This is a genomic window from Pseudomonas sp. PAGU 2196, assembly GCF_022179005.1.
Taxonomy (GTDB): Bacteria; Pseudomonadota; Gammaproteobacteria; order Pseudomonadales; family Pseudomonadaceae; genus Aquipseudomonas; species Aquipseudomonas kermanshahensis.
In genome coordinates, this window is record NZ_BNTL01000004.1 from 45,511 (window position 1) to 71,995 (window position 26,485).

Annotated in this window: 26 protein-coding genes and 2 tRNA genes; 20 read left to right on the top strand and 8 right to left on the bottom strand. The window is 61.2% G+C overall.

Annotated features, from left to right (window positions below; all coding sequences use genetic code 11):
- The first annotated feature begins 67 nt into the window (after positions 1–67).
- The 9 genes from MFF34_RS04625 to MFF34_RS04665 all read left to right on the top strand — a co-directional run bounded on the left by MFF34_RS04625 (position 68) and on the right by MFF34_RS04665 (position 9,587).
- Positions 68–152 (top strand) — tRNA-Leu (locus MFF34_RS04625).
- A 36-nt stretch (positions 153–188) separates the two neighbouring features.
- Positions 189–264: transfer RNA gene (locus MFF34_RS04630), tRNA-His, on the top strand.
- Between the two features lie 295 nt (positions 265–559).
- The gene (locus MFF34_RS04635) at positions 560–859 is read left to right on the top strand and encodes a DUF6388 family protein (RefSeq protein WP_238210583.1); all 300 of its coding nucleotides are present in this window, start codon (positions 560–562) and stop codon (positions 857–859) included.
- A 247-nt stretch (positions 860–1,106) separates the two neighbouring features.
- Positions 1,107–2,420 carry a trigger factor gene (gene tig, locus MFF34_RS04640; RefSeq protein ID WP_085273229.1) on the top strand — a complete coding sequence of 438 codons (1,314 nt, stop codon included), beginning with the start codon at positions 1,107–1,109 and terminating at the stop codon, positions 2,418–2,420.
- A 91-nt stretch (positions 2,421–2,511) separates the two neighbouring features.
- Positions 2,512–3,153 (top strand): ATP-dependent Clp endopeptidase proteolytic subunit ClpP, encoded by a 642-nt coding sequence (gene clpP / locus MFF34_RS04645; protein WP_027593952.1) that lies wholly within the window; start codon positions 2,512–2,514, stop codon positions 3,151–3,153.
- Between the two features lie 108 nt (positions 3,154–3,261).
- Positions 3,262–4,545, top strand: coding sequence for an ATP-dependent Clp protease ATP-binding subunit ClpX (gene clpX / locus MFF34_RS04650; protein ID WP_033699106.1), 1,284 nt, complete (start codon positions 3,262–3,264; stop codon positions 4,543–4,545).
- A gap of 166 nt (positions 4,546–4,711) precedes the next feature.
- On the top strand, positions 4,712–7,108 hold the full coding sequence (gene lon / locus MFF34_RS04655; protein ID WP_027593950.1) for an endopeptidase La: 2,397 nt from the start codon (positions 4,712–4,714) through the stop codon (positions 7,106–7,108).
- A gap of 152 nt (positions 7,109–7,260) precedes the next feature.
- Positions 7,261–7,533 (top strand): HU family DNA-binding protein, encoded by a 273-nt coding sequence (locus tag MFF34_RS04660; protein WP_027593949.1) that lies wholly within the window; start codon positions 7,261–7,263, stop codon positions 7,531–7,533.
- A 182-nt stretch (positions 7,534–7,715) separates the two neighbouring features.
- Entirely contained in the window at positions 7,716–9,587 is a 1,872-nt protein-coding gene (locus MFF34_RS04665; protein ID WP_186679025.1) for a SurA N-terminal domain-containing protein, read from the top strand.
- A 73-nt stretch (positions 9,588–9,660) separates the two neighbouring features.
- On the opposite strand, the gene MFF34_RS04670 is transcribed toward MFF34_RS04665, so the two are convergent.
- The gene (locus MFF34_RS04670) at positions 9,661–10,701 is read right to left on the bottom strand and encodes a patatin-like phospholipase family protein (protein ID WP_238210585.1); all 1,041 of its coding nucleotides are present in this window, start codon (positions 10,699–10,701) and stop codon (positions 9,661–9,663) included.
- A 162-nt stretch (positions 10,702–10,863) separates the two neighbouring features.
- Here MFF34_RS04670 and MFF34_RS04675 point away from each other — a divergent pair, with 162 nt between their 5' ends.
- The 3 genes from MFF34_RS04675 to MFF34_RS04685 all read left to right on the top strand — a co-directional run bounded on the left by MFF34_RS04675 (position 10,864) and on the right by MFF34_RS04685 (position 12,839).
- A complete protein-coding gene (locus MFF34_RS04675) occupies positions 10,864–11,142 on the top strand; it encodes a hypothetical protein (protein WP_027593946.1) in 279 nt (92 codons plus the stop codon).
- 14 nt (positions 11,143–11,156) lie between these two features.
- On the top strand, positions 11,157–11,924 hold the full coding sequence (locus MFF34_RS04680; RefSeq protein ID WP_238210587.1) for a CHAD domain-containing protein: 768 nt from the start codon (positions 11,157–11,159) through the stop codon (positions 11,922–11,924).
- A 117-nt stretch (positions 11,925–12,041) separates the two neighbouring features.
- Positions 12,042–12,839, top strand: coding sequence for an acyl-CoA thioesterase II (locus MFF34_RS04685; RefSeq protein ID WP_238210589.1), 798 nt, complete (start codon positions 12,042–12,044; stop codon positions 12,837–12,839).
- Between the two features lie 16 nt (positions 12,840–12,855).
- Here the strand turns inward: MFF34_RS04685 and MFF34_RS04690 are convergent, their stop codons facing one another.
- The 3 genes from MFF34_RS04690 to MFF34_RS04700 form a co-directional block, all read right to left on the bottom strand.
- Positions 12,856–13,224 (bottom strand): Mpo1-like protein, encoded by a 369-nt coding sequence (locus MFF34_RS04690; protein WP_099453475.1) that lies wholly within the window; start codon positions 13,222–13,224, stop codon positions 12,856–12,858.
- 88 nt (positions 13,225–13,312) lie between these two features.
- Positions 13,313–14,791 carry a methyl-accepting chemotaxis protein gene (locus MFF34_RS04695; protein ID WP_099429934.1) on the bottom strand — a complete coding sequence of 493 codons (1,479 nt, stop codon included), beginning with the start codon at positions 14,789–14,791 and terminating at the stop codon, positions 13,313–13,315.
- 115 nt (positions 14,792–14,906) lie between these two features.
- Positions 14,907–15,704 carry a TatD family hydrolase gene (locus MFF34_RS04700; protein WP_238210591.1) on the bottom strand — a complete coding sequence of 266 codons (798 nt, stop codon included), beginning with the start codon at positions 15,702–15,704 and terminating at the stop codon, positions 14,907–14,909.
- Positions 15,705–15,862: 158 nt separating this feature from the next.
- On the opposite strand from MFF34_RS04700, the gene MFF34_RS04705 reads away from it, so the two are divergent.
- The 4 genes from MFF34_RS04705 to greB all read left to right on the top strand — a co-directional run bounded on the left by MFF34_RS04705 (position 15,863) and on the right by greB (position 18,827).
- Complete coding sequence (locus MFF34_RS04705) at positions 15,863–17,269, top strand: transglycosylase SLT domain-containing protein (RefSeq protein ID WP_238210600.1); 1,407 nt, start codon at positions 15,863–15,865, stop codon at positions 17,267–17,269.
- 112 nt (positions 17,270–17,381) lie between these two features.
- Entirely contained in the window at positions 17,382–17,819 is a 438-nt protein-coding gene (locus tag MFF34_RS04710; protein ID WP_085273231.1) for a DoxX family protein, read from the top strand.
- Positions 17,820–18,027: 208 nt separating this feature from the next.
- Complete coding sequence (locus MFF34_RS04715; RefSeq protein ID WP_027593938.1) at positions 18,028–18,345, top strand: hypothetical protein; 318 nt, start codon at positions 18,028–18,030, stop codon at positions 18,343–18,345.
- A gap of 11 nt (positions 18,346–18,356) precedes the next feature.
- The gene (gene greB / locus MFF34_RS04720) at positions 18,357–18,827 is read left to right on the top strand and encodes a transcription elongation factor GreB (protein WP_099429931.1); all 471 of its coding nucleotides are present in this window, start codon (positions 18,357–18,359) and stop codon (positions 18,825–18,827) included.
- Between the two features lie 115 nt (positions 18,828–18,942).
- Here the strand turns inward: greB and MFF34_RS04725 are convergent, their stop codons facing one another.
- Positions 18,943–21,450: an ABC transporter permease gene (locus MFF34_RS04725; protein WP_238210602.1), complete on the bottom strand. Its 2,508-nt coding sequence runs from the start codon at positions 21,448–21,450 to the stop codon at positions 18,943–18,945.
- 4 nt (positions 21,451–21,454) lie between these two features.
- A complete protein-coding gene (locus tag MFF34_RS04730) occupies positions 21,455–22,138 on the bottom strand; it encodes an ABC transporter ATP-binding protein (protein ID WP_027593935.1) in 684 nt (227 codons plus the stop codon).
- A 10-nt stretch (positions 22,139–22,148) separates the two neighbouring features.
- Between MFF34_RS04730 and MFF34_RS04735 the strand changes: the two genes are divergently transcribed.
- The 3 genes from MFF34_RS04735 to MFF34_RS04745 all read left to right on the top strand — a co-directional run bounded on the left by MFF34_RS04735 (position 22,149) and on the right by MFF34_RS04745 (position 24,191).
- The gene (locus MFF34_RS04735) at positions 22,149–22,754 is read left to right on the top strand and encodes an arylesterase (protein WP_238210604.1); all 606 of its coding nucleotides are present in this window, start codon (positions 22,149–22,151) and stop codon (positions 22,752–22,754) included.
- A 58-nt stretch (positions 22,755–22,812) separates the two neighbouring features.
- Positions 22,813–23,094, top strand: a complete 282-nt coding sequence (locus MFF34_RS04740; protein WP_099453482.1) for a hypothetical protein — start codon at positions 22,813–22,815, stop codon at positions 23,092–23,094.
- Positions 23,095–23,213: 119 nt separating this feature from the next.
- Positions 23,214–24,191, top strand: coding sequence for a L,D-transpeptidase family protein (locus MFF34_RS04745; RefSeq protein WP_085273233.1), 978 nt, complete (start codon positions 23,214–23,216; stop codon positions 24,189–24,191).
- 121 nt (positions 24,192–24,312) lie between these two features.
- Here MFF34_RS04745 and oprI read toward each other — a convergent pair whose 3' ends face one another.
- Positions 24,313–24,564 carry an outer membrane lipoprotei OprI gene (gene oprI / locus MFF34_RS04750; protein ID WP_003259780.1) on the bottom strand — a complete coding sequence of 84 codons (252 nt, stop codon included), beginning with the start codon at positions 24,562–24,564 and terminating at the stop codon, positions 24,313–24,315.
- A gap of 506 nt (positions 24,565–25,070) precedes the next feature.
- On the opposite strand from oprI, the gene MFF34_RS04755 reads away from it, so the two are divergent.
- Positions 25,071–25,352 carry a GNAT family N-acetyltransferase gene (locus MFF34_RS04755; RefSeq protein ID WP_025338432.1) on the top strand — a complete coding sequence of 94 codons (282 nt, stop codon included), beginning with the start codon at positions 25,071–25,073 and terminating at the stop codon, positions 25,350–25,352.
- A 38-nt stretch (positions 25,353–25,390) separates the two neighbouring features.
- Here the strand turns inward: MFF34_RS04755 and MFF34_RS04760 are convergent, their stop codons facing one another.
- Positions 25,391–26,467 carry a 3-deoxy-7-phosphoheptulonate synthase gene (locus tag MFF34_RS04760; RefSeq protein WP_099429929.1) on the bottom strand — a complete coding sequence of 359 codons (1,077 nt, stop codon included), beginning with the start codon at positions 26,465–26,467 and terminating at the stop codon, positions 25,391–25,393.
- Positions 26,468–26,485: the final 18 nt, after the last annotated feature.

Sequence of the window (26,485 nt, forward strand, 5' to 3'; positions counted from 1 at the left end):
CCATCGTCCACCCCATATTTTACAGAGGCGCCTTGATAGTATCTGGCGCCTTTGTTTTAAGCGTTACGCGGACGTGGTGAAATTGGTAGACACACTGGATTTAGGTTCCAGCGGCGCAAGCTGTAAGAGTTCGAGTCTCTTCGTCCGCACCATGCTTCTGTAAGGTTGTACCGCAACACCGCAATATGGTGGGCGTAGCTCAGTTGGTAGAGCGCCGGATTGTGATTCCGGTTGTCGTGGGTTCGATTCCCATCGTCCACCCCATATTTTTCGAAGGCGCCTTGATCGAAGATCGGGCGCCTTTGTTTTTTTGTGTTGCGAAAAAGCCGCTGATTGCGGCTTTTTTTGTGCGTTTTTTTGGTGGGGTGTTCAATTAGAACCTTGTAGGGCTTTTGAGATAGAGCGCCGCGCGGGCGGCGCTCGACCTCAAAGGCGCTGCAAGGCTCAAATCGAACACTTCACAATCCACCCCTTGCAATCCTCTGGTGACACCCCAATAAAAGCTGATAGATTTCAGCCGGTTGAAACACCGGCCCCGCGGTCGGCAGAGGATAACCCCATGATTGCAAAAGAAGCCCGTCAGGCCCTGGCGCTGCAGCGCTTCGCCGAAGCCAATCCGCAACTGCTCGAAGAAATCCGCGAGTTGGATGCGCGTGAGCAAGCTCAGCAGATCGAGTGGGCGTTCGAAGATGCGGCGCAGGAGCAGGGCGTCGAGCCTTGGGAGCTGGCGCTGCAACTGATCGCCGAAAGCCCCGAGCAACTGCAGGCCATGCGCCTGGAGACCCATCGCGAGGTCGCTGAGGCGCTGGGCATGGCGTGGGAAGAGTACTGCCAGTTCAACGAGATCGACCCTCAATAAAGGAAGCGATTTTGTCGGCAGCAGTTGTTTGACAAGTTATTACGGCTGCGCGTCGCCAAAGGCGTTGCGCAGCCTCAATTGAAAGGGGCTCGGCGGTAAGCCGTGCGGGCCTTGCAAGTTAATCGACCGGCGTGGTTTCCCGTCGTCCCGAGTGGGGTGACTTCTGCTGCGCGACTCACTAGAATGCTTGCCCTTGATTCTGGAGTCGGGCTAACGCCGGCTAACGTCTGTGCAACGAGGAATATCCATGCAAGTTTCTGTTGAAAACACTTCCGCTCTCGAGCGCCGCATGACCATCGCCGTCCCGGCCGAGCGCGTCGAGACCGAAGTCAACAAGCGTCTGCAACAGACTGCCCGTCGTGCCAAGGTTGCAGGCTTCCGTCCTGGCAAGGTACCGATGAGCGTGATTCGTCAGCGTTTCGAAGCTGACGCCCGTCAGGAAGTGTTCGGTGATCTGGTCCAGTCTTCGTTCTACGAAGCCGTGGTCGAGCAGAAGCTGAACCCGGCCGGCGCTCCAGCCGTCGAGCCGAAGTCCTTCGAAAAGGGCAAGGACCTGGAATTCGTCGCAATCTTCGAAGTGTTCCCAGAGTTCACCGTTGCTGGCCTGGAGTCGATCAACGTCGAGCGCCTGAGCGCCGAAGTGGCTGATGCCGACCTGGACAACATGCTGGAAGTCCTGCGCAAGCAGAACACCCGCTTCGAAGAAGTTGATCGCGCCGCGCAGAACGACGACCAGGTCAACATCGACTTCGTCGGCAAGGTCGACGGTGAAGTGTTCGCTGGCGGTTCGGCCAAGGGCACCCAACTGGTTCTGGGCTCCGGCCGCATGATCCCAGGCTTCGAAGAAGGCCTGGTTGGCGCCAAGGCTGGCGAAGAGCGCGTTGTAAACGTGACCTTCCCAGAGGACTATCAGAACCTGGACCTGGCCGGCAAGGCCGCTGAGTTCACCATCACCGTCAACAGCGTTTCCGCCCCTGCGCTGCCTGAGCTGAACGAAGCCTTCTTCGCTCAGTTCGGCATCAAGGAGTCGACCCTGGAAGGCTTCCGCGCCGAAGTTCGCAAGAACATGGAGCGTGAACTGCGTCAGGCAATCAAGGCCAAGGTCAAGAACCAGGTCATGGACGGTCTGCTGGCTGCCAACCCGATCGAAGTGCCAAAAGCCCTGCTGGAAAACGAAGTCAACCGTCTTCGCGTGCAGGCTGTTCAGCAGTTCGGTGGCAACATCAAGCCTGAGCAACTGCCGGCTGAGCTGTTCGAAGAGCAAGCCAAGCGCCGTGTGGTCCTGGGCCTGATCGTCGCTGAAGTGGTCAAGCAGTTCGAACTGAAGCCAGACGAAGGCAAGGTTCGCGAAATGATCGAAGAAATGGCTTCGGCTTACCAAGAGCCTGAGCAGGTCATCTCCTGGTACTACAAGAACGACCAGCAACTGAACGAAGTCCGTTCGGTTGTGCTGGAAGAACAAGTTGTAGATACTGTTCTGCAGAAAGCGACTGTGACCGACAAATCGGTCTCGTACGAAGAAGCCGTAAAACCAGCCCAGGCACCTGCCGAAGCCGAGTAATACGCTACTCTCGTAGGAAACCCCCACAAGCCAGCCTTCGCGCTGGCTTGTGCGTATTCAAGCCATGACTATTTGGGAGTGAGCGCAGGACATGTCCCGCAATTCTTATATTCAGCAGAGCTCTGACATCCAGGCCGCAGGCGGCCTGGTCCCGATGGTTATCGAGCAGTCCGCCCGTGGCGAACGCGCTTACGACATCTACTCGCGCCTGTTGAAGGAGCGTGTGATTTTCCTGGTTGGCCCGGTAGAGGATTACATGGCCAACCTCGTCGTTGCGCAGATGCTGTTCCTCGAAGCGGAAAACCCGGACAAGGATATCCATCTGTACATCAACTCGCCGGGTGGCTCGGTCACCGCTGGCATGTCGATCTACGACACCATGCAGTTCATCAAGCCGGACGTTTCGACCATCTGCATCGGCCAGGCCTGCAGCATGGGCGCGTTCCTGCTGACTGCCGGTGCCAAAGGCAAGCGTCACTGCCTGCCGAACTCGCGCGTGATGATTCACCAGCCGCTGGGCGGCTTCCAGGGCCAGGCTACCGATATCGAGATCCATGCCCAGGAAATCCTCAATATCAAGGCGCGTCTGAACGAGCTGCTGGCCTACCACACTGGCCAGGATCTGGAGACCATCAAGCGCGACACCGAGCGTGACAACTTCATGAGCGCCTCGCGCGCGGCCGAGTACGGCCTGATCGACTCGGTATACGACAAGCGGCAACTGGCCTCCTGATCCCAGGGGCCAGAGCAGGTGGGTGCCGAAAGCGCCTACCTGCGGACTTGAAAAAGCCCGCAATTGCCTTCATCTTGTGTTGCAAGCCTACCGGATTGGATCGATCGAATGACTGACACCCGTAACGGCGAGGACAGCGGCAAATTGCTCTATTGCTCCTTCTGCGGCAAAAGCCAGCACGAAGTGCGCAAATTGATTGCCGGGCCCTCGGTATTTATCTGCGACGAGTGCGTCGACCTGTGCAACGACATCATCCGTGAGGAGGTGCAGGAAGCCCAGGCCGAGAGCAGCGCGCACAAATTGCCTTCGCCGAAAGAAATCAGCGGCATCCTGGACCAGTACGTGATTGGTCAGGAGCGCGCTAAAAAGGTGCTGGCCGTAGCGGTATACAACCACTACAAGCGCCTTAACCAGCGTGACAAGAAGGGCGACGAAGTCGAACTCGGCAAGAGTAACATCCTGCTCATCGGGCCTACTGGCTCGGGCAAGACCCTGCTCGCCGAAACCCTTGCACGCCTGTTGAACGTACCGTTCACCATTGCTGATGCCACCACCCTGACCGAAGCCGGTTATGTGGGTGAGGACGTCGAGAACATCATTCAGAAACTGCTGCAGAAGTGCGACTACGACGTGGAAAAGGCCCAGATGGGCATTGTCTACATCGACGAAATCGACAAGATTTCGCGCAAGTCGGACAACCCGTCCATCACCCGTGACGTCTCGGGCGAAGGCGTGCAGCAGGCGCTGTTGAAGCTGATCGAAGGCACCGTTGCTTCGGTTCCACCGCAAGGTGGGCGCAAGCACCCGCAACAGGAATTCCTGCAGGTTGATACCCGCAACATCCTGTTCATTTGCGGTGGCGCGTTCTCTGGCCTGGAAAAGGTCATCCAGAACCGCTCCACCAAGGGTGGCATCGGCTTCAGTGCAGAAGTACGTAGCAAGGAAGAAGGCAAGAAAGTTGGCGAGTCCTTGCGTGAAGTCGAGCCGGACGATCTGGTCAAGTTTGGCCTGATCCCAGAGTTCGTCGGCCGTTTGCCAGTGCTGGCGACGCTCGATGAGCTGGACGAGGCTGCGTTGATGCAGATCCTCACCGAGCCGAAAAACGCACTGACCAAGCAGTATGCCAAGCTGTTCGAGATGGAAAGCGTCGACCTCGAGTTCCGCAGCGATGCGCTCAAGGCCGTTGCTCGCAAGGCTCTGGAGCGCAAGACTGGCGCCCGTGGCCTGCGTTCCATCCTCGAAGGCGTGCTGCTCGACACCATGTACGAGATTCCTTCGCAGAAGGATGTCAGCAAGGTGGTGATCGATGAGAGCGTCATCGAAGGGACTTCGCAGCCGCTGATGATCTACGAGAACAGCGAGCCGCAAGCCAAGGCCGCACCCGACGCCTGATTCAGGTGATGCTTGGGTGATGGTTGCAAGCAAGAAAGGGGCCTACGGGCCCCTTTCTGCTTTTCCTGCGCAAGCGCTTGTAATTTCCCAAGCGTGCCCCCACATTAGGTCCAAGCATCATTTCCACCGGTTTCCGGCCATCAAGGCCGCTGTTAGAGGCGAAATCATGAAGACCACCCTCGACTTGCCTCTTTTGCCATTGCGCGATGTCGTTGTTTACCCGCACATGGTCATCCCGCTGTTTGTGGGGCGCGAAAAATCCATTGAAGCCCTAGAGGCCGCGATGACGGGCGAGAAGCAGATTCTGCTGCTGGCCCAGAAGAACCCCGCCGATGACGATCCAGGCGAAGATGCCTTGTACCGCGTCGGCACCGTTGCCACCGTACTGCAATTGCTGAAGCTGCCTGATGGCACCGTCAAGGTGCTGGTAGAGGGCGAGCAGCGTGGCGCGGTAGAGCGCTTCACGGAAGTGGAAGGGCACATCCGTGCCGAAGTCTCCCTGATCGACGAAGTCGACGCCGCCGAGCGCGAGTCGGAGGTCTTCGTGCGCACGTTGCTGTCGCAGTTCGAACAGTACGTGCAGCTGGGCAAAAAAGTCCCTGCCGAAGTACTGTCCTCGTTGAACAGCATCGAAGAGCCTGGGCGCCTGGTCGATACCATGGCCGCTCACATGGCGCTGAAAATCGAGCAGAAGCAGGAAATTCTCGAGATTGTCGACCTGGCGACCCGCGTCGAGCACGTGTTGGCGTTGCTGGATGCCGAGATCGACCTGTTGCAGGTCGAGAAGCGCATCCGTGGTCGGGTCAAGAAGCAGATGGAGCGCAGCCAGCGCGAGTACTACCTGAATGAGCAGATGAAGGCTATTCAGAAAGAGCTCGGCGATGGCGACGAAGGCCACAACGAAGTCGAAGAGCTGAAAAAGCGCATCGAAGCCGCTGGCCTGCCCAAAGATGCCCTGACCAAGGCCCAGGCCGAGCTGAACAAGCTCAAGCAGATGTCGCCGATGTCGGCCGAGGCTACGGTGGTTCGCTCCTACCTCGACTGGCTCGTGCAGGTGCCGTGGAAGGCCCAGAGCAAGGTGCGCCTGGACCTGACCAAGGCCGAGGAAATCCTCGATGCCGACCACTATGGCCTGGAAGAGGTCAAGGAACGCATTCTCGAATACCTTGCCGTGCAAAAGCGCGTCAAGAAAATCCGTGGCCCGGTGTTGTGCCTGGTCGGCCCGCCTGGCGTCGGTAAAACCTCGCTGGCCGAGTCGATTGCCGCTGCCACCAACCGCAAGTTCGTGCGCATGGCCCTCGGCGGTGTGCGTGACGAGGCCGAGATCCGTGGCCACCGTCGCACCTATATTGGCTCCATGCCAGGTCGTCTGATCCAGAAGATGACCAAGGTCGGCGTGCGTAACCCGCTGTTCCTGCTCGACGAAATCGACAAGATGGGCAGTGACATGCGTGGCGACCCTGCCTCGGCACTGCTCGAAGTGCTCGACCCTGAGCAGAACCACAACTTCAACGACCACTACCTGGAAGTCGACTACGACCTCTCGGACGTGATGTTCCTGTGCACCTCCAACTCGATGAACATCCCGCCAGCGCTGCTGGACCGGATGGAGGTCATCCGTCTGCCGGGCTACACCGAAGACGAGAAGATCAACATCGCAGTCAAGTACCTGGTGCCCAAGCAGGTCAAAGCCAACGGCTTGAAGAAGGAAGAGCTCGAGGTCGATATCTCGGCGATCCGCGACATTATTCGCTACTACACCCGCGAAGCCGGTGTGCGGGGTCTGGAGCGGCAAATTGCCAAGGTCTGCCGCAAGGTGGTCAAGGAACATACCGGCCAGAAGCAGGTCAAGGTCAAGGTGTCCAGCGAGCAGCTCGAGCACCTGCTGGGCGTGCGCAAGTTCCGCTACGGCCTCGCCGAGCAGCAGGACCAGATCGGCCAGGTAACCGGCCTGGCATGGACCCAAGTGGGCGGCGAGTTGCTGACCATCGAGGCCGTGGTCATCCCTGGCAAGGGCCAGCTGATCAAGACCGGTTCCCTGGGCGATGTCATGGTCGAGTCGATCACTGCCGCGCAGACCGTGGTACGCAGCCGCGCCCGCAGCCTGGGCATCGCAGCCGACTTCCACGAGAAGCACGATGTGCACATCCACATGCCTGAAGGCGCTACGCCGAAGGATGGCCCGAGTGCCGGTGTTGGCATGTGCACCGCGCTGGTGTCGGCCCTGACGCAGATTCCGGTGCGTGCCGATGTGGCCATGACCGGCGAGATCACCCTGCGTGGCCAGGTGCTGGCCATTGGCGGGTTGAAGGAAAAACTGCTGGCGGCACACCGTGGTGGTATCAAGACGGTGATCATTCCCGAGGAGAATGTTCGCGATCTGAAGGAGATTCCGGAAAATATCAAACAGGATCTTCAGATCAAACCGGTCAAATGGATTGACGAAGTCCTGCAAATTGCGCTGCAATACGCCCCGGAGCCCTTGCCAGATGTGGCTCCGGAGATTGTCGCGAAGGAAGAGAAGCGCGACAGCGACGCGAAGGAAAGAATCAGCACGCATTAGTAGTTTTTGGCTGGGGGGCTTTCCTTGACAGTTTTTTCGGGGCCTTGCTATAAAGCGGCACGCTATTGTTATCAGGCCACCCAGCACTCGTTTGATACGCTTTTCATTACATACTTAGAAACAAACTCAATAGAGAAATAAGGGGACTTAGAGTGAACAAGTCGGAACTGATTGACGCTATCGCTGCATCGGCTGACATTTCCAAAGCTACCGCAGGTAAGGCTCTGGACGCTGTGATCGACTCCGTAACGGGTGCCCTGAAAGCAGGCGACGACGTCGTTCTGGTTGGCTTCGGCACCTTCTCGGTCAAGGAGCGCGCCGAGCGCACCGGCCGCAACCCGCAAACCGGCAACGCCATCAAAATCGCTGCTGCCAAGGTTCCAGGTTTCAAGGCTGGCAAAGGCCTGAAAGACGCCGTCAACTAAGTCGTCTCTTTCAGCCGGGCCCGGCTTCGCCAGGTCCGAGCACGTTAAGGCGGGTCGCAAACGTTCCCGCCTGACACGTTTGCTAAGAAAAGGCGCATCCTCGGATGCGCCTTTCTTTTATCAGGATTCTACCCACGCTCCGCGGTTGTCGACGCAGTGGTACAGCCGTTTCTGGGGGACGCATGCTGCAAAATATCAGGGACAATTCACAAGGTTGGATTGCCAAGACCATCATCGGCCTAATCGTCGTGTTGATGGCGTTGACCGGCTTCGAGGCCATTTTCCAGGCTGCCAGCCATAGCCAGGACGCCGCCAAGGTGAACGGCCAGACCATCAGCCAGAACGAGCTGAGCCAAGCGGCCGACATGCAGCGCCGCCAGCTGATGCAACAGCTGGGCAAGGATTTCGACCCTGCACTGCTGGATGACAAGCTGCTGCGTGATGAGGCGCTCAAAGGCCTGATCACCCGCAAGCTGTTATTGCAAGGTGCTGAAGATGCCAAGTTCGCCTTCTCCGAGGCTGCGCTGGATCAAGTGATCCTGCAAACCCCGGAATTCCAGGTTGACGGCAAGTTCAACGCCGATCGTTTCGACCAGGTCATTCGCCAGATGGGCTACGGCCGCCTGCAATTCCGCGACATGCTCGCCGAAGAAATGCTCATTGGCCAATTGCGTACCGGCCTTGCCGGCAGCAGCTTCGTCACTGACAAGCAGGTCGAGGCGTTTGCACGCCTTGAGAAGCAGACCCGTGATTTCGCCTCCCTGACCTTCAAGGCCGACCCGGCCGCGGTCAAGGTCAGCGAAGAAGAGGTCAAGGCGCACTACGAGAAGCACGCCAAGGAATTCATGTCGCCCGACCAGGTGGTCATCGATTACATCGAGCTGAAAAAGTCGGTGTTCTTCGACCAGGTCAAGGTCAGCGACGACGAACTCAAGGCCCAGTACGAGAAAGAAATCGCCAACCTCGCCGAGCAGCGCCATGCCGCGCACATTCTCATCGAGGTCAACGACAAGGTCACCGACGCCCAGGCCAAGGCCCGTGCCGAAGAGATCGAGCAGCGCCTGGCCAAGGGTGAAAACTTCGCCGCACTGGCCAAGGAGTTCTCCCAGGACCCAGGTTCGGCCAACAGCGGTGGTGACCTTGGCTTCGCCGGCCCGGGCGTGTACGACCCAGCCTTCGAAGATGCCTTGTACAAGCTGAAGGATGGCCAGGTGTCGGCCCCGGTTCGCACCGAGTTCGGTTACCACCTGATCAAGCTGCTGGGTGTCGAGGCGCCGGAAGTACCGAGCTTTGCCAGCCTGAAAGACAAGCTCACCCGTGACCTGAAGATTCCGCTGGTTGAACAGCGCTACGTCGACGCCAGCAAGCAGTTGCAGGATGCCGCGTACGAGGCGTCAGACCTGGCTCAGCCGGCGCAGGACCTGAACCTGAAGGTGCACACCTCCGCAGCCTTCGGCCGTGAGGGTGGCGAAGGTATCACCGCCAACCGTGCGGTAGTCCAGGCGGCGTTCTCGGAAGAAGTGCTGGAAGAGGGTGCCAACAGCACCGCCATCGAGCTCGATCCGGAAACCACCGTGGTGCTGCGCGTCAAGGAGCACCGCAAGCCAGAACAACTGCCGCTGGAAGCCGTGGCCAAGAACATCAGCGAACACCTGGCCAAGGAGAAGGCGACTGCCGAGCTCAAGACCAAGGCGGACAAGCTGATTGCCGGCCTGCGTGATGGTTCTGTTGCCGCTGGCAGCGTCCATGAAGGGCAGGGCTGGAAAGCCTACGAGGCGGTGACCCGCGGTGAGGAGGGTATCGACCCGGCCGAACTGCAGGCCGTGTTCCGCCTGGGCAAGCCGCAAGCCAAGGACAAGCCGGTGTACAGCAGCGTGGTCCTGGGCGATGGCAGCCTGGTGGTCTTGCAGCTCAAAGGTGTCAACGAAGGCGCCGCCGCCACCGACGAAGAGAAGCAGCAGATTCGCCGCTACCTCGCGTCGCGTGCCGGCCAGCAAGACTTTGCGGCTTACCGCAAGCAGCTGGAAGCCAATGCTGATATCACCCGTTACTGAGTGATCACTGCATGACAAGACAGGCCGCATAATGCGGCCTGTCTTGTTTCTGGCCTTTTGTAGGAGCGGCCTCCTAGCGCTTCACCCCTTCGTAGTTGTCCAGCGTGTCCCGCGCAATCTCCCGCCCCAGGGCGATTAGCTCGGGGGCCTTGTAGAACTCGAAGAACCGGCACACCCGCTTCGGTACGTTGATCAACACATCTGGCGGGTAACCGGCGATCTTGTACTGGGCCAACGATGTCTGCATCACCTCGAAGCTCTGGTTGATCAGGTCCAGCAGCGAAGCCGGCCCCACGTTGTCGATGATGAACGAGCCGGTGGCCGACTTGGGTGCGCCTTCGCGCTCGGGCGCGGCCGCGGGCTGCTGGCCTTCCGGGTCGGCGACATCCGCCAGCCATGGGCTGGGTGGGGCCAGGCCTTCGGCAACGATTTCCTGTTCGATACGTATCAGTTCTTCCGCCGGCTTGCGCCGGAACGGCAGGCGCGAACCCAGTGAGCTAAGTAGCGAATCGAAGCGCATCTTGAAGGCTGCCGGGCGTTCGATCACCGGCAACTGGTACTGCTTCTGGTTGGTGGCGTTGAGGTTGACCGCGATGATCAGGTCGCAGTGGCTGGACACCACCGGCACGATCGGCAGCGGGTTGAGAATGCCGCCATCGACCAGCATGCGGTTGCCCTGCATCACTGGGGTGAACAGGCTAGGGATCGCCGCCGAAGCGCGCATGGCCTGGTGCAGGCAACCTTCCTGAAACCAGATTTCCTGCTGGTGGGTGAGGTCGGTGGCCACGGCGGTGTAGGGAATGCGCAACTGTTCGATGTTGATGTCGCCGACGATCTTGCGGATCTGTCCGAAAACCTTGTCACCGCGGATCGCACCGAGGCGAAAGCTGACGTCGACCAGGCGCAGTACATCCAGATAGTCGAGGCTTTCGATCCAGTTGCGATACTCATCGAGTTTGCCGGCGGCGTAGATGCCGCCAATCACTGCCCCCATGGAGCAGCCTGCAACGCAGGCAATGTCGTAGCCACGCCGCTCTATTTCTTCGATCACTCCGATGTGTGCATACCCTCGTGCACCCCCCGACCCCAACACCAGCGCCACGCGTTTACTCATGATTTTCCCTCAGCCTGTGCAACCATGGTTTAACAATGCACCCATTGCTGCCTGTGCTTCAATGTAGACCGCGCTGATCTACGCTAAGCAAAGCCCACACGCGGGCACTTTTTGCTTGCCCATGCGTCGAACAGCCACTCTTTTGACTTTGAGGAATTACCGATGAAAGCCTGGATCTGCCTTCCACTGATTGCCCTGGCCCTTGCTGGCTGTGCGGGCAAGACGGCCTACCGTGACAGCTGCGCGACCCAGCTGGATGCCGCCTGGAAGGAGCTCGACCTGGCCAAGGCCGAAGGGTTTGCCGGTACTGTGAGTTATTCGAAGGCGTTGTCGCTGCTGACGGGGGCCAAGACCCAGCAGCAGTTCGAAGGTTTTGAAGGGTGTACCAAGAAGGCCGAGAAGGCGCGTTTCTACATTCGTGAGTCGCGCGCTGGCCGCTGACCGAGGAGCGTCCCATGTCTGCCATGCTCGATCATGTCGTGTCACAAATCCTGGCCTTGCAAGTGCGCCTGCTGGCCTGCCGCGAGCGGCTTGCCGCGGATACCGACAGCGAGGCACTGCACGACCTGCGCATCGCTGTACGGCGCTTGCGCAGCCTGCTGCGGCCGCTGCGGGGGTTGCCGGGTGTCGAACAGCTGGAGGGCGCTGCCAAGTCCCTGGGCACATTGACGACGCCGTTGCGTGACCGGGAGGTGCTGGCGGTCGAGTTGGTCGGGCGAGGCTTGGTCGAGGCCGGGCAGCGGCGGCTGGCAGGGCGGGGCAAGGCCTTTGCCAGTGTCGCTGGCAGCCCGCAACTGACCCGCCTACTGGCGATCGTGGATGCGTTTCCGTTGTTCCTGCGTGCGGCGGATCGCGAGGGGCTGGCGGGTGCGCTGGAAAAACGCATCGACAAACGCCTGGTTCAGCAATGGCGCAAGCTGCGCAAGGCACTGGCCGATCCGGCCCACGATCGGCATCGGCTGCGGCTGTTGATCAAGCGTGCACGCTACGGTGATGAGGCGTATCCGCAGCTTGAGCATGCCGGAAAAAAACTGCAACGCCTGCTGAAAAAGGCCCAGGGCGACCTGGGCACTTGGCATGACCGCCTGCAATGGTTGCTGCAAGCGCGCGAGCACGCCGACCTGGCGCCGTGCAAGATCGACTGGGAGCAAGAGCTGCATGAGGCGGAGCGTCAATCCGACCTCACGCTGGAGGCTTTGCAGGTGGCGTTGAAGCAGCGATAGCCCGGCATATGACCGATTTAGGGCCTGATCGGTGTAGGCGGGCTGGTTAGTATGTTTCGATGCAGGGCGCGTGCACTACGTGCCCACGGATCGATACGCTGCAGGAGCCTACGTGCGATGAACTTCACTGAACTGCTCGACGCCGTGCGAGCGAATGCTGAATCGGTAACTGTCCCCCCGACATGGGCCCAGGGCCGCGCGGCCTTCGGCGGGTTGATGGCTGCCATGGTCTATGAGGCAATGCGCCTGAAGTTGACCGATGACCGCCCTGTGCGCTCCTTGGCCATCAGCTTCGTGGCGCCTGCGGCGGCGGATGTACCGATTTGTTTCGAGGTCGACGTGCTGCGTGAGGGCAAGGCTGTCAGTACCTTGCTTGGCCGAGCGGTGCAGGAAGGGCAGGTGGTGACGCTGGTACAGGGCAATTTCGGTGCAGGCCGCCCCTCGGTGGTCAACATCCAGGCGCAACCGGCGTTTGCCATGAAGCCGCTGGAGCAAGCTGCCCCAGAGCTGCCTTACATCAAAGGCGTGACCCCGGAATTCATGCGCCATGTAGCCCTGCGCTGGGCGGTGGGTGGGCTGCCGTTCAGTGGCAACGATTCACGGCAGATGGGCGGCTGGGTACGCTTGCGCGACATCGCCGACGAAGCGTTGAACGTGTCTCACCTGCTGGCTTTGGTAGATGCTTGGCCACCGAGCCTGTTGCCGCACCTGAAACAGCCGGCAGCCGGCAGTACGCTGACCTGGACCATCGAATTCATCCAGCCCACACCAAAGCTGTCGACACTGGACTGGTGCCGCTATTGCGTCGAGACCGAGTACGCGCGTGATGGTTATGGGCATGCCGCCGCCGCGCTCTGGTCGGAAAAGGGCGAGTTACTGGCGCTAAGCCGCCAAACGGTTACAGTTTTCGCCTAGATGTCCTCTACAGCCTTCAGTGGCGATGCTTGTGCCGTTCGCGCCAGGCCCGCCACCAGGCACCGCTCAATACAAAGCGTGGAAAGGTGATGAACTGTTCGGTCAGCAGGCGCTGTACGGCGTCCTTGCGGTTGGCAAACGGCTCGGGTTGTTGCGCTTCCAGTCGATGCCCGTGTCGTTGCAGGCCCAGGCCAGCGATTAGAGAAATGATGCCAACGGCAATCTGACCCAGGTCCAGGGCAAACAGGCCGGACAGCACCAGCAGCACACCGAGAATGAACAGAGGTACGGCAATCAGGTGCAGCGCCAGGTTGGTCGGGTGGCGATGGTTATGGTGATAGCCACGCCATTGCCAGGCGGGCAGATTGGGCAGGCGTTTGCTCATGGGCATTTCCTCTCGGTCATGCCCAAAGCTTAGTGCGGCACCCGGGAGGGGGCCAATCGAGCCTGGCTATCGTGGCTAGCTAAGCTGACTATAGCTTGAGCTGGCCTATGGCCTTGTTCAGCTCGCCAGCAAGGGTCGCTAATTCGTTGCTGGTGGTGGCCGAGCCGACGGTCTGTTGCACGGTGTGTTCAGTGACATCACGGATGCTCACCACCGCCCGGTTCATTTCTTCGGCCACCTGGCTCTGCTCTTCGGCAGCCACGGCGATTTGGGTATTGCTTTCGCGCATCTGCGCCACTGCACCGGTAATCTCGGCCAGCGCCTCACCGGCTGCCTGGGCCTGTTTAACGCAATCGTCGGCCTTGTACGAGCTTTCCTGCATGAACTCCACTGCATCGCGGGTGCCGGACTGAAGCGCGGAGACCATGGTGGTGATCTCGTCGGTCGAGGTCTGCACGCGTTTGGCCAGGTTGCGTACTTCATCGGCGACCACCGCGAAGCCGCGGCCCAAGTCGCCCGCGCGTGCTGCTTCGATGGCGGCGTTCAGTGCCAGCAGGTTGGTTTGCTCGGCAATGCTGTGGATCACCCCCACCACGCCGTTGATCTTCTGGCTGTCCTCGGCCAGTTGGCGGATCATCTCGGCGGTCTGCTGCACGCCGCTGGACAGCCCTGCGATCGAATCCTGTACGCGGCTGACCACTTCCTGGCCGCTGCCGGCGAGCGTATCGGCCGTCTGCGAGAGGTCGCGGGTAGCGCCGGCATGCTGGGCAATGTGGTGCACCGTGGCCGACATCTCGTTGATGGCCGTGGCGGCCTGGTCGGTTTCACTTTGCTGGCCGAGCATGCCGTGGCGCACGTCGTTCATGCTAGACGCCAGGCGCGCTGCACCGGCGTCGAGTTGCGCGGCGGTGAGGGCCACGGTGCTGACCACACGGTGGTAGGTCGACTGCATGGCATTGAAGGCCCCTGCCATCTGGCCGACTTCGTCGCCACATGCCAACGGCACCCGCGCCGACAGGTCGCCGGTCTTCTCCACGTGCAGCATGACGTCCTTGAGGGTGTTGAGCTGGCTGAGCAGGAAGCGGATCAGCAACTGCGAAGCTCCGAGCATGGCCAGCATCAGGATCAGTACGCACACGGCGTAGTTGGTGAAGCGTTCGAAGAACACCTGGCGCACGCTTGGCGACTGGGCCAGTACGGCAACCTGCTGGTCGCCGTGTTGCAGCACCTGGGCGCCGCGCAGCGGGTTGTCGCCCAGCAGCCACGCGGCGGGCAGGTCGACCCAGCCCTGGGCGTTGCGCAGGGCTTCGATCGGTTCGCCAGCAAAACGTGGCGTCTGGCCCGGCAACCAGCTAATGACATTGGCTTGCCGGGGCAGCGCTTGCCCGGCAGGCCAGGCGGACAGCAGCTGGGCTTGTGCCGCAGCTTGCGCCTGGGCCGCGTCGGCGCGGGCGCGTTGCTCCAGGTGCACGGCGTAGAGCACCAGCAGCAAGGTCGTGACAAAGGCCACCGCGTTGACGGCCCAGAACTTGTACTTCAGGGAAACATTGCTAAGCCAGGCACCCATGGGCAGGTCTTCTCTGAGTTGAGCGGAAACAATATCGGCAAGGTGCCATCATTGTGCCTGCACCCGACAGAGGCATTCTTGATATGTATCAAGAAAAAACAGGGCAGGGGCCAGCTCAGACTAGTCGAAAGAATGCCCGTGCCGCCGCCGTCGTATGGGCTGCCGTGTGCTCCACGGGCTCGCCCCGGTGCAACGCCACTTCCCTCAGCACCTCCGGTAGAAACGCCGGTTCGTTACGGCCGTTTTTAGGCTTGGGCCTCAGGCTTCGCGGCAGCAGGTAGGGCGCATCGCTCTCCAGCATCAGACGGCCTTCCGGGATGTTGCCGACCAGGGGATGCAGGTGCGTTCCGCGGCGTTCATCGCATATCCAGCCGGTTATGCCGATGTGCAGGTCCATGTCCAGATAGGCGAACAATGCTTCACGCTCGCCGGTAAAACAGTGCACCACGGCACCGCTCAGGTGGTCGCGGTAGACCTTGAGGATGGCCAGTAAGCGCTCGCTGGCATCACGTTCGTGCAGAAACACCGGCAAGCCCAGTTCGGCAGCGAGCGCCAGTTGAGCTTCCAAGGCCTTTTCCTGCAGCGGGCGAGGGGAGAAGTCGCGGTTGAAGTCCAGGCCGCATTCGCCCACTGCCCGTACCCGTTGCTCATTCAGCAATTGGCGCAGCTGACGCTCGCTGTTGGCATCCCAGGATTTGGCATCGTGAGGGTGCACGCCAGCGGTGGCGAACAGGTGTTCAGCGCTTGCATCCAGCTGCTGGCACAGCTCCAGCGCCTGCTCGCTGACCGCCAGGCTGGTGCCCGTCAGGACCATTTGCGCCACGCCAGCTTCGATGGCGCGCTCGACGATGGCCGCCTGTTGGTCGTGGAAACTGCTGTTGGTCAGGTTGACGCCGATATCGATCAGTTGCATGGTGCTATCTCGTGCCGCGGGGCGGCCAGCATAGCAAAATCCGCGTTTTTCGGAAAAAACCAAGAACTTCATGCTGTTGCCGTGGTCTTCTGCCGTCATTTATCACGAAGCGGCGATGCCACATGAACGCCGCCCACCGACCTCGGACACGCTCTCGCATGCTGCGATACCTGCTGACCTTCCTGCTGATGCTTGGGCTGACCACTGCCGGTGCTGTCCAGGCACGCCTGCCAGGGCCGCAGCAGAATATCCCGCCCAGCAAGCTGCGTGACCTGCAGCAGATCCGTAGCAGCAAGGTGCTGCGGGTGTTGGTCAATCAAAGCCGCAACAGCTCTGGCGAGGTCAAGGGCGAGCCGGTCGGCATCGAATACTATCGCTTGCGTGCGCTTGAGCATTACCTGAATGCCCGGGCTGGCGATGGGCAGCAGATTCAGCTGAAACTCATCCCCCGCGCCAAAGAGCAGTTACTGGGTGCCCTGCAGCGCGGCGAAGGGGACTTGGCTGCCCCGGGCGAACTGCTCGACCCGGTGGTGGTACGGGGCGTCAGCAGTAGCGCGCCGGTGCTCGACCAAGTGCCGCTGTTGCTGGTCGGGCGCAAAGGCGAGCGCAGCTTCAGCCATGTCGAGCAGTTGTCGGGGCGTACGGTCGCCTTGACCAGTGCCAGTGCCGCCGGGCCTTTGATCCAGCAGGTGAACCAGCAATTGGCCTTGCGCAAGCGTGCGCCGATCAAGGTGGAGTGGGTCGACTCAACCCTGGCGGTGGAAGACGTGCTGGAAATGGTCCAGGCCGGTATCTATCACCTGACGGTGGTCGAGCGCCCGATTGCCCTGCGTTGGGCCAGGGTGATGCCGCGTCTGCGCCTGGACAGCCGTGTGCACCTGGGGGCGCCGCAAGCCATGCGCTGGTACGTGGGGCGCGACGCGCCGCAGCTGCTGGCCAGCGTCGATCGCTTTCTGCAGGGTTACCGCGCACCGGATAACCAGGATGCCGCGTTCGAGCGCATCTACCGTCGCCAGTACCGCGTACACAACCCCTTGGCGAGCAAGGATCGGCAGCGGCTGAGCGCAGTGCGTGCGGTGCTGCAGAAGCATGGCGAGGCGCAGCAGATCGACTGGCTCAACCTGGCCGCGCTCGCCTTCAAGGAATCGACACTCAACCCATCGGCCCGCGGCACGGGCGGCGCCCATGGCCTGATGCAGATTACCCCGTCGGCCGCGCAACGGGTCGGGGTGAGCAATACCGCCACGGTTGATGGCAACGTCCAAGCCAGTGCCCGCTACCTGGCGCTGATCCGGCGCAAGTTCTTTGCCAGTGCCCAGATCAACGAGCGAGAGCGCATGGCGTTTGTGCTGGCGGCCTATAACCTGGGGCCTGAACGGGTCCAGGCGATGCGTGCCGAGGCCCGCCGTCGGGGGCTCAACGGCAACCAGTGGTTCTTCCAGACCGAGCGCATTGCGATGGAGCAGGTGGGCATGGGGCCAGTCAACTTCGTCAACAGTGTCAACAAGTACTTCCTGGCGTTCAACCGTGAGCGTGCTGTTCTGGAGCGAGTAGCCAAGCGCTGACAAATCGATTTTGTCGATTGTTATGTTGGGGTTTTTGCGATTTTCATATTCATTGAATTGATTATGATGGCGCCATTCCAACACAACTTCCCGGATTCAAGGACGCCACATCATGAACACCACCTCCCTCAACGCAGTGATCGCAACCCGTGCAGGCGCTGGCCTCAGCGTAATCCGTATCCTGGTCGGCATCATCTTCATGGCGCATGGCGCGCAGAAGCTGTTCGGCCTGTTTGGCGGCTATGGCCTGGAGGGCACTGGCCAGTGGATGGAAAGCATCGGGCTGGCACCGGGTTACCTGATGGCCTTGCTGTCTGGCAGCGCCGAGTTCTTCGGCGGCCTGGCCCTGGTGATCGGCCTGCTGGCACGCCCAGCGGCCCTGGCGCTGACGGTCACCCTGGTGGTGGCGATCTTTTCGGTGCACATCGGCAACGGCCTGTTCATGGCCAACAACGGTTATGAATTCGCCTTGGCGCTGCTGGCCGGCACCCTGGCGGTGATGATCGAAGGTGCAGGTCGCTTCTCCCTCGACCGCCTGATCGCCCGCTGACAGGCCCCTGGCCTCGAGCTGCATCGTGCAGCTTGAGGCTTGAATCTTTGCGCTTGTAGCTCTAGCATACCGCCTGCGCCGATTTAAACAGCTACTTGCGGGGCGCAGGAGAGGCCCCCTCCGGGTCATCCGAAATACCGCTAAAGCGCTGGTTCGGTGACGCCTCCCACCGCTGCCCAGCGGGATTCGCGAGGCGGAGAGAAGCACCATGAGTTGCCCACGTAGCCCACGTACTAGTGTCTGTTTGAGCCCGTTGCCTGCAAACGAGGCCTCCCGTACACCGCGCATCCTGCTCGGTGGCCAGCATCAGCCTACCCTTTTGCGTCATCTCGAAGGCCTTTCACGTCGCAAGGGCCAGGCGCGTGCCTTTCTTATCCAGTTCACCGAAACCTGCTGCCATCTCGCGCAGTACGGCAACGACCGTTTCGATTTGGCGGTCATTCAGGCCCCGGCCTCTGCCGAGGCCGCCGAAGTCATTGGCCATCTCACCCGCATCGCTCGTCAAGGCCTGATCACCCGCCGTTGAGGAGAACGCTGTTGAGCACCAATATCATCACCACCGAAGGCCATGAGGCCCTGAAAAAAGAGCTGGATCACCTGTGGCGTGTCTACCGCCCCGAGATCACCCAGAAGGTGACCTGGGCGGCATCGCTGGGTGATCGCAGCGAGAATGCCGATTACCAGTACAACAAGAAGCTGTTGCGCGAGATCGATCGCCGGGTCCGGTACCTGCGCAAGCGCCTTGAAGATGTAAAGGTCGTGGCGTATTCGCCAGAGCAGGAAGGGAAGGTGTTTTTCGGTGCCTGGGTCGAGATCGAGAACGACGAGGGCGAGACCAAGAAGTTTCGCATTGTCGGGTATGACGAGATCTATGGACGTAACGACTACATCTCGATCGACTCACCCATGGCCCGTGCCTTGCTCAAAAAGGAGGAGGGCGACGAGGTGGTGGTGCAGACCCCGACCGGCGACGCGGCCTGGTACGTCAACAGCATCAGCTACGTGTAGGAACGGCCCTAGGGGTATAACGCGGTCGGTGTGGGAGCGGCCTTGTGCCGCGATGGGCCGCAGAGCGGCCCCAGCATTCTTAAGTGAACAGCATTACGCTCCTGTAGCGGTTTTTTCATCCCTCCCGCAACACCGTCAACGGGCTGGCATTGAGCGCCCGCCTTGTGCCGAGCACCCCTGCGCCACCCACCAGCACTGCCCCTGCCAGCGGTAGCACAAGCAGCCACGGGTGCGGGTTCCATTGCAGGTCGAAGGCATAGCGGTACAGCACCAGCGTGATCAACTCGCAACCCAGTGCAGCCAGCAACCCGCTGGCTGCGCCTAGCAGGCCAAACTCGATACGTCTTGCCTTGACCAGCAGTGGCCGTGCCGCGCCCAGTGCCCGCAGCAGGGCGCCTTGGCGAATGCGTTCGTCCAGTGTTGCCTGCAAGCCGGCGAACAGCACCGCCAAGCCTGCCGCCAAGACGAACAGCAGCACATACTCGACCGCCAGGGTGACCTGGGCAAGGATGCTGCGCAGCTGATCCAGCAACGCGTCAACCTGCAGGATGGTCACCGCCGGGAAAGCCCGTGACAGCGCGACCACATCCAGGTCATGGCCTGGGGCCAGATAGAAGCTGGTGAGGTAAGTCGTGGGCAACCCCTGCAGCGTGCCAGGCTGGAAGATCATGTAGAAATTCGGCTGGAAGCTGTCCCAGTGCACGCTGCGCAGGCTGCTGACCCGGGCCTGGCGTTGCTGGCCACCGATATCGAAGGTCAGCAGGTCACCCAGTTGCAGCTTCAGACTCGTGGCCAGTTCGGCCTCCACCGAAACGCCCGGTATCTCGTCGCCCGACGGCAGTGCCTGCCACCATTCGCCTGCCGTCAGTGCATTGCCATTGGGCAGTTCGGCGGCCCAGGTCAGGCTGAGGTCGCGTTGAACGGCGCGCTCGCCGGCGGAGTCTTTGCTGACGATCTGCTGCACCGGTTGCTGGTTGATCTGGATCAGGCGGCCGGGCGTTACCGGGTACAGCGGTGCCGAGGCCGCATTGACCTGCTGCAGGTGCTGAGCGAAGGGCTCGCGATCATCCGGCAGGATGTTCAGGGCAAAGTGGTTGGGGGCATCCTTGGGCAATTGTGCCTGCCAGGTGTCGAGCAGCTCGGCACGCAGCAATGCGACCAGCGCCATGGCCAGCAGAATCAGGCCAAAAGCCAGGGCCTGGCCAGCGGCAGCCAACGGATGGCGCAACAATTGCCCGAGCCCAAGGCGCCAGGCAAGCGGGGCACCGACCAACAGTTGGCGCAAGCTGCGCAGGCCCAGTAGCAGCAGGCCGCCGAGCACCACCGCCGCGACCAGGCCACCGCCCAGCAGTGCGAAGGTCAGCAGCAGGTCTAGGCTCAGGCGCCACATGATCAGGCCCAGGGCCAACAAGGCGGCGCCATACACCAGCCAACTGCTGGGTGGCACTGGCAGCAGGTCACGGCGCAGCACGCGCAGCGGGGGTACCTGGCCGAGGGCGGCAATGGGCGGCAGGGCGAAGCCAGCCAGGGCGACCAGCCCGGTGCCGATGCCGGCCAACGCGGGTACGACACCGCCTGGCGGAACCACGCTCGGCAGCAGGCCGTGCAGCAGCCGGAACAGGCCCAGTTGCGCCAACCAGCCGAGCAGGGCGCCTGCCACGGCAGCCACCAGGCCAAGCATGGCCAGCTGTACACAGTACAGACCCAGGGCCTGCCGACGGGAAAGGCCCAGGCAGCGAAGCAGCGCACTGGCATCCAGGCGCCTGGCGGCGTAGCGGCTGGCCGACATGGCCACGGCGACGCCGGCCAGCAATACCGCCACCAGGCTTGCCATGTTCAGGTAGCGCTCGGCTTTGCTCAGGGCGCCCCCGATCTGGCGGTTGCCATCGCGGGTGTCGAGCAGGCGCTGGTTGGCCGCGAGGTTTTTCTCCACGGCCTGGCGATACTGGGCCAGCGCTTCGACGTCGCCGCGCCACAGGTCGCGGTAGGACACCCGGCTGCCCGGCTGGATCACCCCGGTCGCCGCTAGGTCCGCCAGGTTCATCATTACCCGCGGGGTCAGGCTATAGAAGTTGTTGGCGCGGTCCGGCTCGTAGGTCAGTACGCGGCTCATGCGCAGGGTTTTCATGCCCACGTCGATGCTGTCACCGATCGCTAGCCCCAGCGCGGCCAGCAGCCTTGGTTCGACCCAGGCCTCCCCGGGCGCCGGGCCACCCCCGGGGGTTTCCTCGGCATAGGGGGCGGCGGCACTGCGGACTTGCCCGCGCAGGGGGTAGGCGCCGTCGGCGGCCTTGACGCTGGACAGCTGGATGCCGCTGTCACCGCCCACCACGCTGGTGAATTCGACCACTTGGGCGTGGCGCAAGCCGAGGGCCTTGCCTGCGCTGATCTGTTCGTCCCGGGCAGGTGCGCTGCCTTGCAGCACCAGGTCGGCACCGAGGAATTCGCTGGCACGTAATTGCATGGCGCCGTTGAGGCGGGCACCGAAGTAACCAATCGCCGTACTGGCCGCAACGGCCACCAGCAGGGCAAAGAACAGCACGCGCACTTCGCTGGCGCGGATGTCGCGTAGCAACTGGCGCAACGCCAGGCCGCACAATCGGGAGAAGGGCATGCTGGTCATGGGCTCAGACCTCCACCGGGGCCACCAGGCGGCCGGCGTCCAGGCGGATAAGGCGCCGACAGCGTCTGGCCAGGCGTTCGTCATGGGTGACCAGTACCAAGGTGGTGCCGCGCTCCTTGTTCAATTCGAACAGCAGGTCGCTGATGCGCTCGCCCGTGTGGCTGTCGAGGTTGCCGGTGGGCTCGTCGGCGAACAGCACGGCAGGTTGTGCCGCGAACGCGCGGGCAATCGCCACCCGTTGTTGTTCGCCACCGGACAGCTGGCGTGGCGTGTGGCTCAGGCGCTTGCCAAGGCCAACCCGTTCGAGCAAGGTGCGGGCGTGTTCGCGGGCATCACGGCGGCCGTCCAGCTCCAGAGGCAGCATGACGTTCTCCAAGGCGTTGAGGCTGTCCAGCAACTGGAATGACTGGAATACGAAGCCGACATGCTCGGCGCGCACACGGGCGCGCTGGTCTTCGTCCAGTGGGCCCAGGTCATGCCCGGCGAGGATGACCTTGCCGGCGCTGGGCTGATCGAGGCCGGCGAGCAGGCCGAGCAACGTCGACTTGCCGGAGCCCGAAGCACCGACGATGGCCAGGCTGTCGCCTTGGGCGAGATCGAGGGAGAGGGCGTGGAGGATGGTCAGATCGCCTTCCGCGCTGGGGACCACTTTGCTAAGGTTCTGCGCAACGAGAATGCTGGGGCCCATGGAGAATCCAATGCGAATGTGGTGGTTGAGTGCCGGTCTGGCCTTGTATTGCTTGGCCCAGAGCGCCACGGCGGGAACGGTGCTGGTGGTTGGCGATAGTATCAGCGCTGGTTTTGGCCTGGATAGCCGCCAGGGGTGGGTCTCTTTGTTGCAGACCCGGCTCAAGGACGAAGGTTTCGATGATCAGGTGGTCAACGCATCGATCAGCGGCGACACCAGTGCAGGAGGCCAGGCGCGGCTGCCGGCGCTGCTTGCAGCGCACAAGCCGGCGGTGGTGGTGATGGAGCTGGGCGGCAATGACGGGCTGCGCGGGCAGCCGCCGCAGCAATTGCAACAAAATCTTGCTTCGATGATTGAGAGCGCTCGGCAAGCAGGTGCCAAGGTGCTGCTGCTGGGGATGCGCCTGCCGCCCAACTATGGGGTGCGTTACACCACGGCGTTTGCCCAGGTGTATGAACAGTTGGCTGCGGAAAAACAGGTGCCGTTGGTGCCGTTTTTCCTGGAGGGTGTGGGCGGTGTGCCGGCGCTGATGCAAGCTGATGGCATCCATCCTGCGCAAGGTGCCCAGCAGCGCCTGCTGGAAAATGCCTGGCCGGCGATAAAACCCTTGCTGTGACGCTTTAAACGGGGCCGGCTTTCGGCTAAGGTTGCGCCCCCCGTTTCGAGAGCCCCCGATGCCGCGCCCTGCCTGGTCCCTTTATGCCTACCAACTGATCGAGCCTGACGAACAGCTCGACCTGTTTGCCTGCCAGGAAATCCGCGTCCACCTGGCGGCCCGCCAGCTTGAGCTGGGCGTGCCGGTTGACCGTACCTTGTGTGGCGGTTTGCTGCCCGCGCAGCCGCGCTGGTCCGGGGTGCAACGGTCGATCTACCGCGACGACCGCCTGTGCGCGCTCTGCCGCGCCATTCTCGACGCCCAGCGGCGCGGCATGCGCCCGGTGTGGCCGCAGCTTTGATGCCAAACCTGACACACCTTTCATCATCTGAAACGCTTGCGTGACGCCAATGCCTCCCGCTTGCATCGGTGCGGGTGTACAATCGATCCTCTTGACCCACCTTTCGAAGGATTTACCGGATGTTGCCGCGCTTTCCTGCCGTCACCCGTAGCCTGTCCCTGGCCGCCCTGCTGGTAGCGGGCCCCGCTGCTGCGCTGGAGCTGCCATTGCCACCCCCCGGTGAAGACATTGTCGGCCAGGTGCAGGTGATCAAGGCAAAGTACGAAGACACCTTCGCCGATATCGGCACTGCCAACGACCTTGGCTACTTGGAAATGATCGCCGCCAACCCGGGCGTCGACCCTTGGTTGCCGGGTGCCGGTACTGAAATCATCCTGCCGACCCGCTATGTGCTGCCGCCGGGGCCGCGCGAAGGCGTCGTCATCAACCTGGCCGAGTACCGTCTGTACTACTACCCGAAAGGGCAGAGCGTGGTGTACACCTTCCCGCTGGGCATTGGTCGTGAAGGTTGGGGGTCGCCGATCGCTAACACAAAGATCACCGCCAAGACCCCGAACCCGACCTGGACCCCGCCCGCTTCCATTCGCGCCGAGCACGCCGCCGACGGCGACATCCTGCCGACCGTGGTGCCTGCCGGGCCGGATAACCCGCTGGGCCCGTTCAAGTTCACCCTGGGTGTACCGGGTTACCTGATTCACGGTTCCAACAAGAAGTTTGGCATTGGCATGCGCACCAGCCACGGTTGCTTCCGCATGCTTAACAACAACGTGGTCGAGCTGTCGAAGATGGTGCCGGTAGGTACTCCGGTGCGCATCATCAACGAGCCTTACAAGTTCGGTATCAGTGCTGGCAAGGTCTACCTCGAAGCGCACACTCCGTTGGACGATCAAGGTAATCCGTCGGTGGTGGATAAGCACACTGCGGTTATCAATGCACTGCTCAAGCGTGAAGACCTGGCGAACAACCTGCGCATGAACTGGGACATGGTGCGTGACGTGGTCGCCGCTGAAGATGGCATGCCCGTCGAAATTGCCGTGCCGGTCGATAATCAGGGTACGGCGCCGATGGTTTCGAGCATCCCGCCTGAACTGCAGTAAGCGTTCGCGAGCTGCCCAGGGCCTGCCTTAGTGCAGGCCTTTTCGTTTGTACTGCTTGTTGCGCGGAAATAAAAAAGCCGACCCACAAGTGGGTCGGCTTCATAACAATCCGTGAGGACTATTACTTGCGGCTGGCTTTGTCCAGCATACGCAGAGCGCGCTCATTGGCTTCGTCAGCGGTCTGCTGAGCCTTCTGAGCGGCTGCCAGTGCGTCGTCAGCCTTACGATAGGCTTCGTCTGCACGAGCTTGAGCGCGAGCTGCTGCGTCTTCAGTCGCAGTCAGACGAGCTTCGGTTTCTTTGGATACGCTGCTGCAACCGGTAGCCAGAACTGCGGCCAGAGCCAGAGCAGAGAATTTCAGAACGTTGTTCATCGTGTTCCCCTTCAAGGACTTTCTATTAAAGAGCCATCTCTCGGAAAAGAGAAACTGGCCGGCGTACATAGTACCCATTACTTGTAGTAAGTAAACTGACAGAGCGCAAGAACTGCAAAAAAAATGTTGCTCCAGGTCACGCCGACAAGATTTGCGACGCGTTTGTGAAAAAAACGTACAGGGGCCGCAACCGTCTGTACTACGGGAACTTTTTTGTTGAACTAACGGTGACTTTGTCTGTCGTTCAGCGTCTTAAGCCCTGCAACATCCGGCTGCTGTTGGCGTAACGGGAAGAGCCCATTAGCGACGTTTTTTGCCGTTTTTTAACCGTTGCCACCTTGAGCAATCCTGCTTGCCGCGCCTACTATCTTGTGAATGCCCGAGGGTAGAACGATTGCAATCGTCCTGTGGTCCAAGGGGCAACAGGTGGCGTAGAGGATTCTGTGCCGGATAAACCACCATCGGTTAAGGTATGGGTCTGCCGAGAAGACCTGCGAGGAGTAGTGATGAGCGAAGCGCTGACCATCCACCATGACCAGGCCGGTCATCAGTTCGAGACCAACGTGGACGGTCATCGTGCCTATCTGACGTACATGGATCTGGGCAAGCAGACGCTGGACATCTATCGCACCTTCGTGCCTAACGCCCTGCGCGGGCGTGGCATTGCCGCAGCGCTGACCGAGCGGGCCCTGGAGTATGCCGAGCAGATGGGGTACACGGTGATTCCGTCGTGCTCTTATGTAGAACGCTACATGGAACGCCAGCAGCGTCATTCGAGCAAAGTCTGAACCTGTAAAAAAAGGGCCGCTTAGCGGCCCTTTTTTTGTCAGCCGCGCTGGCGCTGCGGCAGTACATCCTTGAGCTTGGCGTGCATGCTGCGCAAGGTCTTCTCAGTCGCAGACCAGTCAATACAGGCGTCGGTCACCGAAACACCATATTGCAGTTCGTTCAGGTCTTTCGGAATCGACTGGCAGCCCCAGTTCAGGTGGCTCTCGACCATCAGGCCGATGATCGACTGGTTACCTTCGAGGATTTGGTTGGCGACGTTTTCCATCACCAGTGGCTGCAGGGCCGGGTCCTTGTTGGAGTTGGCGTGGCTGCAGTCGACCATGATGTTGGCCTTGATCTTGGCCTTGGCCAGGTCCTGTTCGCACAAGGCGACGCTGACCGAATCATAATTCGGCTTGCCATTGCCGCCGCGCAGCACCACGTGACCGTAAGGGTTGCCCTTGGTGGTGACGATCGAGACGCCGCCTTCCTGGTTAATACCAAGGAAGCGGTGCGGTTTGGACACCGACTGCAGTGCGTTGATCGCAACGGTCAGGCCGCCATCGGTGCCGTTCTTGAAACCGACCGCCGAAGACAGGCCCGAGGCCATTTCGCGGTGGGTCTGGGATTCGGTAGTGCGGGCGCCGATGGCCGACCAGCTGATCAGGTCCTGCAGGTACTGCGGGGAGATCGGGTCGAGCGCTTCGGTAGCGGTCGGCAGGCCCATTTCAGCCAGGTCCAGCAGCAGTTGGCGGCCGATGTGCAGGCCGTCCTGGATCTTGAACGAGTCATCCAGGTACGGATCGTTGATCAGGCCTTTCCAGCCTACGGTGGTGCGCGGCTTCTCGAAGTACACGCGCATGACCAGATAGAGGGTGTCGGACACTTCCGCAGCCAATACCTTCAGGCGTTCGGCGTACTCGTGGGCAGCCTTGATGTCGTGGATGGAGCAGGGGCCGACCACGACGAACAGGCGATGGTCCTTGCCGTCGAGAATATCGCGCACCACTTGGCGGCCGGCAGTCACGGTCTGCAGGGCCGTGGCGCTGAGGGGGATTTCCTTCTTGAGCTGATCGGGCGTGATCAGGGTCTCGTTGGAGGCAACGTTTAAGTCGTCGATCGGTAAATCAGCCATCGTGTTACTCGTCAGGTC